Source organism: Pseudomonas sp. SLFW, assembly GCF_009905615.1.
GTDB classification, from domain to species: domain Bacteria; phylum Pseudomonadota; class Gammaproteobacteria; order Pseudomonadales; family Pseudomonadaceae; genus Aquipseudomonas; species Aquipseudomonas bambusae.
This window is the reverse complement of the sequence record NZ_JAAAKW010000018.1, coordinates 1-13,874: the sequence shown is the minus strand read 5'-3', so window position 1 is coordinate 13,874 and position 13,874 is coordinate 1. Positions and strand designations below refer to the sequence as shown.

Genomic DNA, 13,874 nt, shown 5'->3' with positions numbered 1-13,874 from the left:
TCTCCATCGCCTGACGCCCCGCTTCGCGAATGAATTCGCTCCCACAGTTATTACGCGTACACCCGCCAAATACGGCGAGCCATAGCTCGTTAAATCCGGAACGTCCCCACCAGATGCTGCAACCGCGCCGCCTGATGTTCCAGGTGGGTACAGGCGTCCAGCGTTGACTTGAGGTTGTCGACCCCTTCCTGGTTCAGCGTGTTGATTTCGGTGATGTCGACGTTGATCGACTCGACCACCGCTGTCTGCTCTTCCGTCGCCGTCGCCACCGACTGGTTCATGCCGTCGATTTCGCCGATGCGGCGGGTCACGCTGTTGAGGCGTTCGCCGGCCTGGTTGGCGATGGTCACGCTGTTCTCACTCTGACGCTGACTTTCGGTCATGTTGACCACCGCGTCGCGGGCGCCGACTTGCAGCTCTTCGATCATGCCCTGCACTTGCTGCGCCGAATCCTGGGTGCGGTGCGCCAGGTTGCGCACTTCATCCGCCACCACCGCAAAGCCACGACCCGCTTCACCCGCACGCGCCGCTTCGATGGCCGCGTTCAGCGCCAGCAGGTTGGTCTGTTGGGAGATGCCGGTGATCACTTCCAGAATCTGGCCGATGTTGGCGGTCTTGGCGTTCAGCGTTTCGATGTTCACGCAGGATTCGCTGATCTTGTCCGACAGCTGATGCATCGCCTTGATGGTCTGGGTCACGACGCCCTGCCCTTCGCTGGCCAGTTGCGTGGCTTCGCTGGAATGCTGCGAGGCCAACGCAGCGTTCTGTGCGATTTCCTGCGCGGCGGCGCCGAGCTGGTTGATCGCGGCGGCCACGCTGCTGGTGCGGCTGGCCTGCTGATCGGAGTTGCCCATGGACGAGTTGGACGCGCCGACCACACGGGCCGCGACTTCACCCAACTGCCCCGCCGTGGACGCCACTTCGCGGATCGAGCCATGAATACGCTCGACAAACCGGTTGAACGACTGTGCCAGCGCGCCGAATTCGTCTTGCGACACGATCGACAGGCGTTTGGTCAGGTCGCCCTCGCCGTCGGCGATGTCCTGCATGGCGCGACCCATCTGGTGCAGCGGCTGCATCAGCACGCGAATCAACAAGCCCAGCAACACCATGATGATTGCTACGGCGATGACCATCGCGGTGATGGCCGAGGAACGGAATTCACTGAGCATCGAATAGGCGGTGTCCTGGTCGAGCACCAACGCCACGTACCAGTTCGCCGAGGACAGGCCTTCGACCTTGGTGAACGAGATGAACTGCGCCTTGCCACCGGACTCGATCTGGTACACGCCGGGCACGATTTTCGGTGCGCCGTTCGGATAGGCCTCGCTGACGTTCTTGAGCAGCAGTTTGCTGTCCGGGTGAATCAGGATTTTGCCGTCGGCGCTGACGATGTACGCATAGCCGTGCCCCCCGAAATTCAGCGAGTTGATGGTCTTGCTGATGGCGTCCAAAGCAATGTCTGCCCCTGCGACACCGATCATCTGACCCTGCTGACGCACCGGCGTGGCCAGGGTCACCACCAGCTTGCCAGACGACGCGGCAATGTAAGGCTCGGTCACGATAATGCCTTGCGCCGCATCCGCTGCTTTATACCAACCACGGGCGCGAGGGTCGTAATCGGCCGCACGGTTGCCCGCAGGCACCGAGAACATCAGGCCGTCCTTGCCGCCAAAATAGCTCAGCTGGAAATTGTCGCCGTACACCGGCAGGCCAACGATGCGCTGCAGGCTGCTCGCGGATGGACCGTCGGCCGCCACTTGCTGGGCCATGGAGTTGAGGAGTTGAGTCCGACTGTCCAGCCACGTCTGGATGTTTTGCGTGGTCAGACTTCCCAGTTGTTGTAATTCGGCGTCAACGTTGTTCTTGAGAGTTTCACGCTGGCGGTAATCGTTGACCAGGATGAAACAGCTAAAAGCAACAACAACTATCAGTGCAGCGGCCAGCAGGATCTTTCTGCTGAAACCCAGACTTTTGATCATACGATTGTGTCCATAACCAAGAATGACAGCGACGGGAATGCGTGGCCGGTCAGGCGCGCGCCGGGCTTTTTACGGGTTTAAGCGGAGAAAGGGAAGACGCGGCCTGAAATATACTTCGGCCGGTAATGAAAGGAGTTGAGACCGGTCGTCGATGAAACTTATCGGTCACTTTATAGACGTAGAAAGAACATCTTAAAACGCTGAGACATTCATCTAACGATGTTCAAGCGGGATCCAATTATCGCCAGTACTGAGGTCGCTTCGAGTTCACTGTGGGAGCGAATTCATTCGCGAAAAGATAGGCTAGGCGATACATCTGCATCGACTGGCCCCACGTTTCGCGAATGAATTCGCTCCCACAGGTCGTGAGGGTATCTCAAAACCTTATTTCAAAGATTCATTTCGCAAACAACTGCCCGATGTCCTTGAACGCCTTGAACTCCAGCGCATTGCCGCAGGGGTCGAACAGGAACATGGTCGCCTGCTCGCCCACCTGGCCCTTGAAGCGCACGTAAGGTTCGATCACGAACTTGACACCCTGCCCCTTCAAACGCTCCGCCAGCGCTTCCCATTCTTCCCAGCCCAGCACCACACCAAAATGCGGCACCGGCACGTCATGGCCGTCCACCGCGTTGCTGCCCGCGTGGGCCTGGGAATCGGTTTTCGGGTGTTCATGGATCACCAGTTGGTGACCGAAAAAATCGAAGTCCACCCAGTGGTCGCTGGAGCGGCCTTCCGGCAGGTTGAACACGCTGGCATAGAAGTGTCGCGCAGCGGCGAGGTCGTACACGGGGATGGCGAGGTGAAACGGCGAGATGGTCCGGGTAGTAGCGGTCACGGTCAATGTTCCTCTTTTCGGGATGCGGCCATCTTTACCCATTGATTCCTTGATTGAAAGATCATAATTTTCGCGTCGAGCCACAATAATTTCGATCAGTGAGTTGCCATGATTCGCGAGCTGAAAACCTTTCTCACGGTCCAGCGACTGGGTACGTTCGTTGCGGCGGGCAATCAGATCGGACTGACCCAGTCGGCGGTCAGTGCGCAAATCCGAACCCTGGAAAAAGCCTTGGGCACGACGCTGTTCGACCGCAGTGGTCGCAGCGCCACGCTCAATGCTGCCGGGCAGCGCGCGTTGCCGATGGCGCAGGACATTGTCGAGCGGTTCGAACGCATGGCGGCGCCGACGGCTGATACCGGGTATTACGGCGAACTGGTGATCGGCGCCATCGCCACCGTGCAGACCGGGCTGCTGCCCGCCGCGCTGGTGCAGCTCAACACGCTGGCGCCGACCGTCGAAGCCAAGGTGGTGCCCGGCGTGTCGCAGACGCTGCTGAACCGCGTCGACGCAGGGGAAATCGACGTGGCGATCCTGATCCGACCGCCCTTTTCGCTGCCCAAGGAACTGCACCTTGAGGTCATCGAGCGCGAGCCTTTCGTCCTCATCGCCCCGGCCTCTGTAAAAGGAGATGACCCACTGCAACTGCTGCGCGAACGGCGTTTCGTGCGCTATGACCGGCATTCGTTCGGCGGACGCCGGGTGACCCGTTTCCTGCGCGAACAGAAGATCGAGACCCAAGCGGGCCTGGAACTGGATGAAGTGGGCGCGATTGTGCGAATGGTCGAGGCAGGATTGGGGGTGTCGCTGGTGCCAAGGGCCGGGCTGTGGCTGGAGCGTGCGACACAGATCAGGGTCATCGACCTCGGCGCCCTGACCTTCTACCGCGAATTGGCCGTGGTGATGCGCCATGCCAATCGGCAATTGCCGTTGCAGCGATTATTTCGTGAGTGCTTGAACGTGGTGTAAAGCACCTGTAGCCGTCCGGCCTGGCGGGCAGCTACAGATAGCCCTGCGCGCTAGCGGAAGTTGGTTTTCGCCAATTCCAGCACCTGATCGGCCTTGCCGCTCATCACGGCCTTGAGCATGAACAGGCTGAAGCCCTTGGCCTGGGCCAGTTTGATTTTCGGCGGCAGGCCCAGTTCCTGTTTCGCCGTGACCACGTCCACCACCACCGGCCCTGGATGCTCGAAGGCTTTTTTCAGGGCGTTGGGCAGGTCAGCAGAATCTTCCACGCGAATCCCCAGAATGCCCGCACCGATGGCGATGTTGGCGAAATTGGTAGCATTGAAATCGGTGTCATGGGGCACGTACCCGCTGGCCTGCATCTCCATCGCGACAAAGCCCAGCGAGCTGTTGTTGAACACCACGATTTTGATCGGCAGGTTGAGCTGGCGAATGCTCAGCAAGTCACCCAGCAGCATCGACAGGCCACCATCACCACACAGCGCCACCACCTGGCGTTGCGGGAACGCCGCTTTTGCGCCCAAGGCCTGAGGCATGGCATTAGCCATGGAGCCATGATTGAACGAACCCAACAGCGAGCGTTGGCCGTTCATGGTCAGGTAGCGCGCCGCCCACAACGTTGGGGTCCCGACATCAACCGTGAAGATCGTGTCCGGATCGGCGTAGGCATCGACCATGCGCGTCAGGTACTGCGGGTGAATCGGCTCGCCGTGGGGCGAAGGCGTGGCCAGTTCGTCCAGTTCTTCGCGGGCCTTGGCGTAGTGATCCAGCGCTTTGTCGAGAAACTTGCGGTCGGTGTGCGGCTTGATCCTCGGCAGCAGCGCGACGATGGTTTCGGCAATACCGCCCTCCAGCCCCAGAGTCAGCGGCACACGACGACCGAGGGCCGCCGCGTCGATATCGATCTGAATGATGTTGGCTTTTTCCGGGTAGAAATTGCGGTACGGAAAACTGCTGCCCAGGACCAACAGCGTGTCGCAGGACATCATCGCGTGATAGCCCGAGCTGAAGCCGATGAGGCCGGTCATGCCCACGTCGAAGGGGTTGGCGTATTCGATGTATTGCTTGCCGCGCAGGGCGTGAACCACTGGCGCGGACAGCTTTTCGGCCAACGCGACGACTTGATCGTGTGCCTCGGCACAGCCCGCACCGGCCAGAATCGTCACGCTTTTCGACTTGTCGAGCAGCGTCACCAGTTGCTGCAAATCCTTTTCGGCGGGGATCACCCTCGCAGGGCTGACGTCGACCCACGCCGGCTTGGCTTCAGGCGCGGGCAACAGCGCGACGTCCCCCGGGATCACAATCACCGCGACGCCCCGCTCACTGATGGCCGCACGCATGGCCCGTTCCAGCACGCGAGGAAACTGCTCGGCGCTGCTCACCGCCTCAACGAAGTGACTGCACTCCTTGAACAGTTCGGTGGGGTGGGTTTCCTGAAAATAGTTGAGACCGATTTCCGAAGACGGGATCTGCGCGGCAATCGCCAGCACCGGCACGCGGCTGCGGTGGCAGTCATACAGGCCGTTGATCAAGTGCAGATTGCCCGGACCGCAACTGCCTGCGCAGACCGCCAGCTTACCGGTCGACGCGGCCTCAGCCCCGGCAGCAAACGCGGCGACCTCCTCGTGACGAGTGTGCATCCACTGGATCTTGCCCAGCCGTTCGAGGCTGTCGGTCAGCCCGTTCAGGCTGTCGCCGCTCACCCCCCATATCTTGGAAACGCCTGCGGCGGCGAGGGTCTGGGCGAGGTAATCGGCGACGGTTTTGCTGGACATGGGGCGGGTTCCTTGTCGAGTCGAAAAGTCGGCGCAACGCAAAAGGCTGCGTCGCGCATCGTTTCAAATCGACCCGCAGGGTGGGTCACAGTTCAGTGGGAATGGGGAACGAACGGCCAACTGCTACAGAGGAAGTCCAACAACCCTGCGTCACACCGGCGGCTGCACCACCGCCTTGCTCGGCGCAGCGATTTGCTGTTTCGGGTTGACCGGCGGCGTCGCGGGCGTGGCGTATTGCTGTTTCAGGTGGCCGTCCGAATCCAGCAGCCACGCATCAAGAATCTGCCGCACCACCGGGCCTGCTACTCGTCCACCCGCTTCGCCGTTTTCGATCATCACCGCCACCGCGATTTTCGGGTTGGCGGCGGGCGCAAAGCCGACGAACAAGGCGTTGTCGCGATGGCGTTCCAGCGTCTTGTCGCGGTTGTAGCGTTCGCCCTGTTTGATCGCCACCACCTGCGCCGTGCCGCTTTTCCCGGCGATCCGGTATTGCGCGCCTTGGGCCGCCGCACGGGCGATGCCCCTTGGGTCGTGCATCACCGCCTGCATGCCGTTGTTGACCTGATCCCACTCGCGGGCATCGCGCAGCACGATGTTCGGCATCGGGTGCTCGTCCACCGGTGGCACGCCGCCGATTTCCTTGGCCAGATGCGGACGGTTCCACACGCCTTTGTTGGCGATCAGCGTCGTGGCCTGGGCCAGTTGCAACGGTGTGACCTGCATGTAGCCCTGGCCGATGCCGAGGATCACGGTCTCGCCAGGGAACCACGCCTGACGACGGGTGATGCGCTTCCATTCCTTGGACGGCATGAGGCCCGCCGACTCTTCGAACATGTCCAGCGAGACCTTCTGACCGATGCCAAACATCGTCAGATAATCGTGCATTCGGTCGATCCCCAGCTTGTGGGCCAAGTCATAGAAATAGGTGTCGTTGGAACGCATGATCGCTGCGTACAAATCCACCCAGCCGTCGCCGCTGTGGTTCCAGTTGCGGTATTTGTGGTCGAAGTCCGGCAGCTGGAAATAGCCCGGATCGAACACGCGGGTGGACGGCGTGATGATGCCGCTGTCGAGCCCGGCAATCGCCACCTCAGGCTTGATGGTCGAACCCGGTGCGTACAGGCCGCGCAGCACGCGGTTGAACAGCGGCCGGTCCACCGAATCACGCAGCGCCGAATATTCCTTGAAGCTGATGCCGGTGACGAACAGGTTCGGGTCGAAACTCGGCTTGCTGACCATCGCCAGCACCTCGCCGGTCGCCGGGTCGATGGCCACGACGGAACCGCGACGATCCCCCAGCGCTTCTTCGGCGGCTTCTTGCAGCTTGATGTCCAGGCTCAGGGTGATGCTTTTCCCCGCGACCGGGTCGTGGTGGTTGAGCACCCGCAACACGCGGCCCTGAGCGTTGGTTTCCACTTCTTCGTAGCCGACGTGACCGTGCAGCTCGTTTTCATAGAAGCGCTCGACGCCGGTCTTGCCGATGGACTGGGTGCCCCGGTACTCGACCTGGTCCAGCTGCGTTGCTTCTTTTTCGTTGATACGACCGACGTAGCCGATGGAATGGGCGAAATGTTCGGCCAACGGGTAATGACGAACGAACTGCGCCTCGACGTCCAGCCCCGGCAGACGGAACTGGTTCACCGCCAGCAGGGCGATCTGCTCTTCGGTCAGCTCATAGAGCAGGGTGACCGGCACGAAGCGATGGGGCGAGTTTTTCATCGCCTTGTCGAAAATGATCCGGTCTTCGTCGGGCAGGTTGAGGATCTGCATCAATTCGTCGATGACCGCATGCCAATCCCCCGCCCGCTCGCGGGTCATGGTCAGGTTAAAGCTGGGCCGGTTATCGGCGAGGATCACCCCATTTCGGTCGTAGATCAGCCCGCGTTCCGGCGGGATTGGCAATACGTGAACGCGGTTGTTTTCGGAAATCGTCGAGTGATAAGCGAACTGGGTGACTTGCAGGAAGTACATCCGGCAAACCAGGGCAACGCTGAGGATGACGACGAAAAGCGCGCAGGCGATCAACCGCTTGTTGACCAGCCGGGTCTCCTTTTCATGGTCCTTCAAGGGGATTGGATCGGGCATTTCTACAGCTACTCGGTGAAAAGATGAACGGTAAACACAGCGTCCATTGGCGGTTCGCTGGACGCAAATGGCGTGCACGATACCAAGAAGCGTCCGGCGTCATGGGCCGTTCTTCATGAAAATCCTGTCATCTTCGCAGAAAGCGCGGAGGAGCATCGGTGAGGTGTCAGGCCGTTTTCGCATGGCGAGGTGTTAAAAAAGAATAATTTTGTTACGCAATGCTCATCAATGCTCGACCCACTCCCGGATCAGCCACTCCGATATAAAACGGATCAGAATTCGCGGCTTTTTTTGCGTATTGAGGGTGGGGAGACGAAACCCTCCTAGCACAACGGTTACAGCGTTCTTGAACATTCGTGCGGTGGTTCGCGGGGAAACGCCGCACACCAAGACAAAAAACTTACTGTTGCAATATCAGCAACAGTCATTTGCAGAATTCACAGGATGCAACAGCCGGTAACACATCTATGATTGCGCTTCGCGTGGAAAAGATGACCGGCGGTCATGGCGATTCCCCGCTCAGCGTGCGCCTTTCGCCCGCCGGGCTGCCAGAGACCCAATGTCACACCCACCGAAGCATTGATCCTCGGCACTAAAACAACTCGCCGAACCCAACCGTGAATACGTACGACGCCCCCCGACCGGACCCTCCTCGCGATGGCCCGCGAAGGTGCGTTCTCAGGAGCCTTGCATGACAGAAAAACCCAAGGGCATCACCCGCCGCCAGTTGCTGAAGTCCTCGGCAACGACGCTGGCCGTGGGCGCTGCTGCCACGGCCAAGGCGGCCACCGTTGTCGGTGTGCCGGAGTGGGTCCCCTTCGACCACAACGGTCCGATGCATTACGACACCCCTGGCTGGCAGTTCTTCAGCTCCGCCGAAGCCAGCGCGGTGGAAGCCATCGTGGCGCGCCTGATCCCGGCGGACGAGTTGAGCGTGAGTGGCAAGGACGCCGGTTGCGCGGTGTTCATCGACCGCCAGCTCGCCGGTGAATACGGCACCTTCAGCCGTCTGTACATGCAAGGCCCGTTCGAGAAAGGCACCCCGATGCAGGGTGACCAGTCCGAACTCGTACCCCGCGACCGCTACCGTCTGGGCCTGGCTGGCCTTGAAGGTTATTGCCAGAAACAGTTCCAGAAAAGCTTCGCCGCCCTCGCCCCCGAGGTGCAGGACAAAGTGCTGACAGGCCTGGAAAAGGGTGAGGTCGTCCTCGACGGCATCGACGCCAAGCTGTTCTTCCAGCAAGTGCTGGGCAACACCATGGAAGGCTTCTTCGCCGACCCGGTCTACGGCGGCAACCGCGACATGGTCTCCTGGAAAATGATCGGTTTCCCCGGCGCGCGGTACGACTACCGCCCCTACATCGCTCAGCACAATCAGAAGCTGAACCTGGTGCCGCTTTCCATTTCCGGTAGCACCGCCTGGACCAAGAAGGGTTAATTCGACATGGCCAAAAAACTACCTTCCACGGACGTCGTGGTTGTCGGACTCGGCTGGGCCGGGTCCATCATCGCCAACGAACTGGCGGATGAGGGGCTGAACATCATCGGTTTCGAACGTGGCCCGTGGCGCGACACCGCCGCCGACTTCAACATCGCGTCCGCCGCTGACGAACTGCGTTACAACCGTCGTCAGGACCTGATGCTGCGCACGCGCCAGAACACCACGACGATTCGCAACAACGTCACTGAAACCGCGCTGCCAATGCGCAGTTGGGGGTCGTTCCACCCCGGTAACGGCACGGGCGGCGCAGGCAACCACTGGGCGGGCATCACCTTTCGCTTCCAGCCCCATGAGTTCCGTCTGCACAGCTACCTGACCGAGCGTTACGGCAAAGAGCTGTCGCCGGAGCTGACCCTGCAAGACTGGGGCACCGACTGGGACGAAATGGAGCCGTTCTACACCAAGTTCGATCGCCTCGCGGGCGTTTCGGGCAAGGCCGGCAACATCAAGGGCGTGATCCAGGAAGGCGGCAACACCTTCGAAGGCGCGCGTTCCGAGGAATACCCGAACCCGCCGACCGAGCAGACCTACGCGCCGACGCTGTTTGCCGAAGCCGCGAAAAACCTCGGTTACAAACCCTTCCCGGTGCCTTCGGCGCTGGTGTCGAAGCCTTACGTCAACTCCCTCGGCGTGGCGATGGGCCCGTGCACCTATTGCGGGTTCTGCACCAACTACGGCTGCGCCAACTACTCCAAGGCCAGCGCCATCACCACCGTTCTGCCGGTGCTGATCCGCAAGCCGAATTTCACGGCCATGACCAACTGCGAAGTCCTGCGCGTGACCATGGACAGCAGCGGCAAACGCGCAACCGGCATCGTCTACATGGACGCCAACGGTGACGAATGGGAACAGCCCGCGGAACTGGTGGTGATCAGCGCGTTCATCTTCGAAAACGTGCGCCTGATGCTGCTGTCCGGCGTCGGTCAACCGTACGACCCGGTCACCAACACCGGCACCACGGGCCGCAATTACGCCTACCAGACCGCCAACAGCGTGCGGATGTTCTTCGATGACAAGAACTTCAACCCGTTCATCGGCGGCGGCGCCATCGGCATGGGCATCGACGAGTTCAACAACGACAACTTCGACCACTCGGGTCTGGGGTTCGTCGGCGGCGGCAGCACCCGGGTTACCCCGATTGGCGCAGCGCCCATCGACTCGCGCCCTCTCCCGCCCGGCACTCCGGCGTGGGGTTCGGAATGGAAGAAAGCCACGGTCAAGAACTACGCCGCCAACATGTCCATCGGCTGTGAAGCGAGCAGTTACGCGACCCGCACCAACTACCTGTCCCTCGATCCGACTTACAAAGACCCGCTGGGCCGTCCGCTGCTGCGCATCACTTTCGACTTCCCGGAGAACGACCGCAAGATGGCGGCCTACGTCACGGGCAAGGTCGGGGAAATCGCCAAGAGCATGAACCCGCGTCAAATGGTGCCCAGCGCACAGACCGGCCACTGGAACAGCTCGCCCTATCAGTCGTCGCACATCGTCGGCGGCTTCATCATGGGCGCCGATCCGAAGAACAGTTCGGTCAACAAATACCTGCAAGTCTGGGGCGTGCCGAACCTGTTCGTGGTCGGTTCGTCGGCCTTCCCGCAAAACCCTGGCTACAACCCGACCGGCACCGTGGCCGCGTTGGCCTTCAAAGCCGCGGATGCCATTCGCACCCGCTACCTCAAGCGTCCAGGGGAGATGATCAGCGTATGAAGACGCTTCTGACTGCCTGTGCGGGCTTGATCGCACTGTGCGTTTCCCTGGCTCACGCCGAAACCGGCGCGGATTCCTACAATCTCGTGCAAAAAGGCCGCTACCTGACCACCGTCGGCGACTGTACGGCGTGCCACACCCTGCCGGGCAAACCGCTGTTTTCCGGCGGTGTGATTCTCGACACCCCGTTCGGCAAGCTGGCAGGCGCCAACATCACGCCGGACCCGGTCACCGGCATCGGCCGCTGGAGCTTCGAAGACTTCCAGAACGCCATGTCCAAGGGCCACGGTCTGGATGGCAAACGCCTGTACGGCGCGATGCCGTTCACGGCCTACACCAAGGTCAAGCGTGAAGACAACCTGGCCATTTTCGCCTACCTGAAAACCGTCGATGCGTCGGACAACAAGGTCGAAACCAACCAGCTGCCCTTCCCGTTCAACGTGCGCACCAGCCTGATCGGTTGGAACCTGCTCAACTTCAAGGAAGGCGAATTCAAGGCCGATCCGCAGAAGTCCGAGCAATGGAACCGCGGTGCGTATCTGGTCGAAGGCCTGGGCCACTGCGGCACGTGCCACACGCCGAAGAACATCACCGGCGGTGACAAGGGCGATCAGTTCCTGACGGGCGCCAACCTGCAGAACTGGGTGGCGCCGAACATCACGTCCAGCGGCCACGACGGTCTGCAGGCCTGGAATGAAAACGACATCGTTCAGTACCTGAAAACCGGCGCCAACCGCTTCGACATCGCTTCCGGCCCGATGGCTGAAGAGGTGGAGCACTCGTCGCAGCACTGGAATGATCAGGACCTGATGGCCGTTGCCGTCTACCTGAAAGACGGCGCCAAGCCGGTGGATGCGCCGAAGCCGGTTGCGGCCACCGACGCCTCAATGGTCGCGGGCAAGGCGATCTACGCTGACCGCTGCTCGGCGTGCCACACGCCGAACGGTGAAGGCGCTGCTCACCTGTTCCCGAAACTGGCCATGGCCCCGCTGATCAACAGCAACGACCCTTCGTCGCTGATCCGCGTGGTGCTGGCAGGCAGTCGTGCGGGCGCCACCGACGCGGCACCCACCGCGCCGGCGATGCCCGCGTTCGGCTGGAACCTGTCGGACGACAACGTCGCCGACGTCCTGACCTACGTGCGCAACACCTGGGGCAACGCCGCGCCATCTGTGTCCAGTGCCGAGGTGAAAGACGTGCGTGAGGCGTTAACGCCGAAGTAAGTGTCGACGCTGTGCAGCAAACGAAAAATGCCCGACCTCAGTGATGGGGTCAGGCTTTTTTTTGGATTCCAGTTTCTGCCGATGCGGGCGAGTGGCGCATTTTTGCCTTCAGCAAAAACCAACTCACCCTGCCCACGGTCTTCTGCTATCACTGATGCTCACGCTCCCATCACGCAGAGGCCACGACCATGCCGCACTTGCTCTACATTGAAAGCTCGCCCCGCAAACAACGCTCCGCGACGATCGAGGTCGCCAAGGCTTTCATCGATGCCTGGCAGGCGCAGCACGCCATTGCCACGGTGGACACGCTGGACGTGTGGAATGAACCACTGCCCGCCTTCGACGGCGCAACGCTGGACGCCAAATACGCGGGCATTCAAGGCGTCGAACGCACACCTGAACAGGCGGCCGCCTGGGCCCGTATCAGTGAACTGGCCGAGCGTTTCGTCAAGGCCGACATCATTCTGTTCGGCGTGCCGATGTGGAATTTCGGCATCCCCTACACCCTCAAGCATTTGATCGACGTGGTCAGCCAGAAAGACCTGCTGTTCACCTTCGATGAACGCGGGTTGAACGGCCTGCTCGGCGGTCGCAAGGTGGTGGTCATCGCCGCCCGTGGTGCGCCGTTGGACCGCGCCGAACACCAGATTGCCTACATGACCACCTGGAGCGAAATGGTCGGCATCGACGAACAATTCAACATCGTCATCGAGAAAACCCTGCTGGGTCCGGACGTAGACGCCGAATCCCGCCAGACCGCGACCAAAGCCGCCATCGACCTCGCCGCCACTTTATAACGGCTCGGCCACTTCAACCCCGCGAGCCTCCCGCGCTTCCAGAATGCGCGGCAGGTTCTGCTCGATCCACGTGGTCAGGCCGTCGACCTGCAACGCCACTTCCTTGCCCATGGGGGTCAGCGTGTATTCAACGTGAGGCGGCACGACGGGCAGTGCCTTGCGGTCCACGAAGCCGTCCTGCTCCAGACTTTGCAATGTTTGCGAGAGCATCTTCTCGCTGACCCCGCCGATCTTGCGCCGCAGCTCACTGAACCGGTGCATGCCGTCCAGCAGCACCACCAATACCAGCACGCCCCAACGGCTGCATACGTGATTGAGAATTTCCCGGGACGGGCAATCCCGGGCTAACACTTGGCCCATACGAATGCGCTCAAGCAAGGAAATGTTTTCGCTGGACGGCGCAGAAATATCGTTCATGACACTTACCTTTTTGTACGTACTTACGAAAGGTTAGCATGCCCTTTATGCTGAGCCCACATTCAACGTCACTGAGGAACACATCATGATCATCATTACCGGTGCATCGGGTCAGTTGGGCCATCTGGTTATCGCCGAACTGCTGAAAACAGTCCCCGCCTCGCAGATCGTCGCTGTCGCACGCAATCTTGAAAAAGCCGCCGACCTCGCCGCGAAAGGCGTGCAGGTCCGCCACGGCGACTACACGAAACCCGAGACGCTGGACAGCGCGTTCAAGGGCGCTGAAAAGGTCCTGCTGATTTCCTCCGACGCCGTGGGCACCCGCGTGCCGCAGCATCAGGCCGTGATCGACGCCGCCAAACGGGCGGGCGTGAAATTGCTCGGCTACACCAGCGTGCTGCACGCGGACACCTCGCTGCTGGGTCTGGCAGGCGAACACCGCGACACCGAAACCGCCCTCAAGGCCTCGGGCGTACCGTCTGTGGTGCTGCGCAACGGCTGGTACCACGAGAACTACACCGCCAGCATCCCGCCCGCCCTCGCCCATGGCCAATTGTTCGGCAGCGCCGGTGAAGGCCGCATC

General features: G+C 61.0%; 11 protein-coding genes and 1 pseudogene. 6 read left to right on the top strand and 6 right to left on the bottom strand.

Features of this window, described 5'->3' with window-relative positions; translation table 11 throughout:
- Window positions 1–89: 89 nt before the first annotated feature.
- From GVN17_RS30075 to GVN17_RS24025, 3 genes and pseudogenes are all read right to left on the bottom strand, one after another.
- The gene (locus GVN17_RS30075) at window positions 90–854 is read right to left on the bottom strand and encodes a methyl-accepting chemotaxis protein (protein ID WP_371928611.1); all 765 of its coding nucleotides are present in this window, start codon (window positions 852–854) and stop codon (window positions 90–92) included.
- 93 nt (window positions 855–947) lie between these two features.
- Window positions 948–1,982 (bottom strand): annotated as a pseudogene (locus tag GVN17_RS30070) (cache domain-containing protein); the annotation flags it as partial.
- Window positions 1,983–2,379: 397 nt separating this feature from the next.
- Complete coding sequence (locus GVN17_RS24025) at window positions 2,380–2,820, bottom strand: VOC family protein (RefSeq protein ID WP_341964375.1); 441 nt, start codon at window positions 2,818–2,820, stop codon at window positions 2,380–2,382.
- A 108-nt stretch (window positions 2,821–2,928) separates the two neighbouring features.
- On the opposite strand from GVN17_RS24025, the gene GVN17_RS24020 reads away from it, so the two are divergent.
- Window positions 2,929–3,789 carry a LysR family transcriptional regulator gene (locus GVN17_RS24020; RefSeq protein ID WP_166597765.1) on the top strand — a complete coding sequence of 287 codons (861 nt, stop codon included), beginning with the start codon at window positions 2,929–2,931 and terminating at the stop codon, window positions 3,787–3,789.
- A 50-nt stretch (window positions 3,790–3,839) separates the two neighbouring features.
- On the opposite strand, the gene poxB is transcribed toward GVN17_RS24020, so the two are convergent.
- Together poxB and mrdA are read right to left on the bottom strand one after the other, a co-directional pair.
- Complete coding sequence (poxB, locus tag GVN17_RS24015; RefSeq protein WP_166597764.1) at window positions 3,840–5,561, bottom strand: ubiquinone-dependent pyruvate dehydrogenase; 1,722 nt, start codon at window positions 5,559–5,561, stop codon at window positions 3,840–3,842.
- Between the two features lie 150 nt (window positions 5,562–5,711).
- Window positions 5,712–7,646: a penicillin-binding protein 2 gene (mrdA, locus tag GVN17_RS24010; RefSeq protein WP_166597763.1), complete on the bottom strand. Its 1,935-nt coding sequence runs from the start codon at window positions 7,644–7,646 to the stop codon at window positions 5,712–5,714.
- Between the two features lie 691 nt (window positions 7,647–8,337).
- Here mrdA and GVN17_RS24005 point away from each other — a divergent pair.
- The 4 genes from GVN17_RS24005 to GVN17_RS23990 all read left to right on the top strand — a co-directional run bounded on the left by GVN17_RS24005 (window position 8,338) and on the right by GVN17_RS23990 (window position 12,874).
- Entirely contained in the window at window positions 8,338–9,084 is a 747-nt protein-coding gene (locus GVN17_RS24005; RefSeq protein WP_166597762.1) for a gluconate 2-dehydrogenase subunit 3 family protein, read from the top strand.
- Between the two features lie 6 nt (window positions 9,085–9,090).
- Window positions 9,091–10,854: a GMC family oxidoreductase gene (locus tag GVN17_RS24000; protein ID WP_166597761.1), complete on the top strand. Its 1,764-nt coding sequence runs from the start codon at window positions 9,091–9,093 to the stop codon at window positions 10,852–10,854.
- Window positions 10,851–12,077, top strand: a complete 1,227-nt coding sequence (locus GVN17_RS23995) for a cytochrome c (protein WP_166597760.1) — start codon at window positions 10,851–10,853, stop codon at window positions 12,075–12,077. The genes GVN17_RS24000 and GVN17_RS23995 overlap by 4 nt, the downstream gene beginning before the upstream one ends.
- Before the next feature lie 188 nt (window positions 12,078–12,265).
- Window positions 12,266–12,874: an FMN-dependent NADH-azoreductase gene (locus tag GVN17_RS23990; protein WP_166597759.1), complete on the top strand. Its 609-nt coding sequence runs from the start codon at window positions 12,266–12,268 to the stop codon at window positions 12,872–12,874.
- On the opposite strand, the gene GVN17_RS23985 is transcribed toward GVN17_RS23990, so the two are convergent.
- A complete protein-coding gene (locus GVN17_RS23985) occupies window positions 12,869–13,291 on the bottom strand; it encodes a helix-turn-helix domain-containing protein (protein WP_166597758.1) in 423 nt (140 codons plus the stop codon). The genes GVN17_RS23990 and GVN17_RS23985 overlap by 6 nt on opposite strands.
- A gap of 85 nt (window positions 13,292–13,376) precedes the next feature.
- Here GVN17_RS23985 and GVN17_RS23980 point away from each other — a divergent pair.
- Window positions 13,377–13,874, top strand: a 498-nt coding sequence (locus tag GVN17_RS23980; protein WP_166597757.1) for an NAD(P)H-binding protein, incomplete at its 3' end; no start/stop codon positions are given.

Coding starts and splice junctions, on each gene's coding strand:
- GVN17_RS23985 (WP_166597758.1), bottom strand. CDS start 13,291: ATGAACGATATTTCTGCGCCGTCCAGCGAAAACATTTCCTTGCTTGAG.
- GVN17_RS24020 (WP_166597765.1), top strand. CDS start 2,929: ATGATTCGCGAGCTGAAAACCTTTCTCACGGTCCAGCGACTGGGTACG.
- GVN17_RS30075 (WP_371928611.1), bottom strand. CDS start 854: ATGGGCAACTCCGATCAGCAGGCCAGCCGCACCAGCAGCGTGGCCGCC.
- GVN17_RS24000 (WP_166597761.1), top strand. CDS start 9,091: ATGGCCAAAAAACTACCTTCCACGGACGTCGTGGTTGTCGGACTCGGC.
- poxB (WP_166597764.1), bottom strand. CDS start 5,561: ATGTCCAGCAAAACCGTCGCCGATTACCTCGCCCAGACCCTCGCCGCC.
- GVN17_RS24005 (WP_166597762.1), top strand. CDS start 8,338: ATGACAGAAAAACCCAAGGGCATCACCCGCCGCCAGTTGCTGAAGTCC.
- mrdA (WP_166597763.1), bottom strand. CDS start 7,646: ATGCCCGATCCAATCCCCTTGAAGGACCATGAAAAGGAGACCCGGCTG.
- GVN17_RS23995 (WP_166597760.1), top strand. CDS start 10,851: ATGAAGACGCTTCTGACTGCCTGTGCGGGCTTGATCGCACTGTGCGTT.
- GVN17_RS23990 (WP_166597759.1), top strand. CDS start 12,266: ATGCCGCACTTGCTCTACATTGAAAGCTCGCCCCGCAAACAACGCTCC.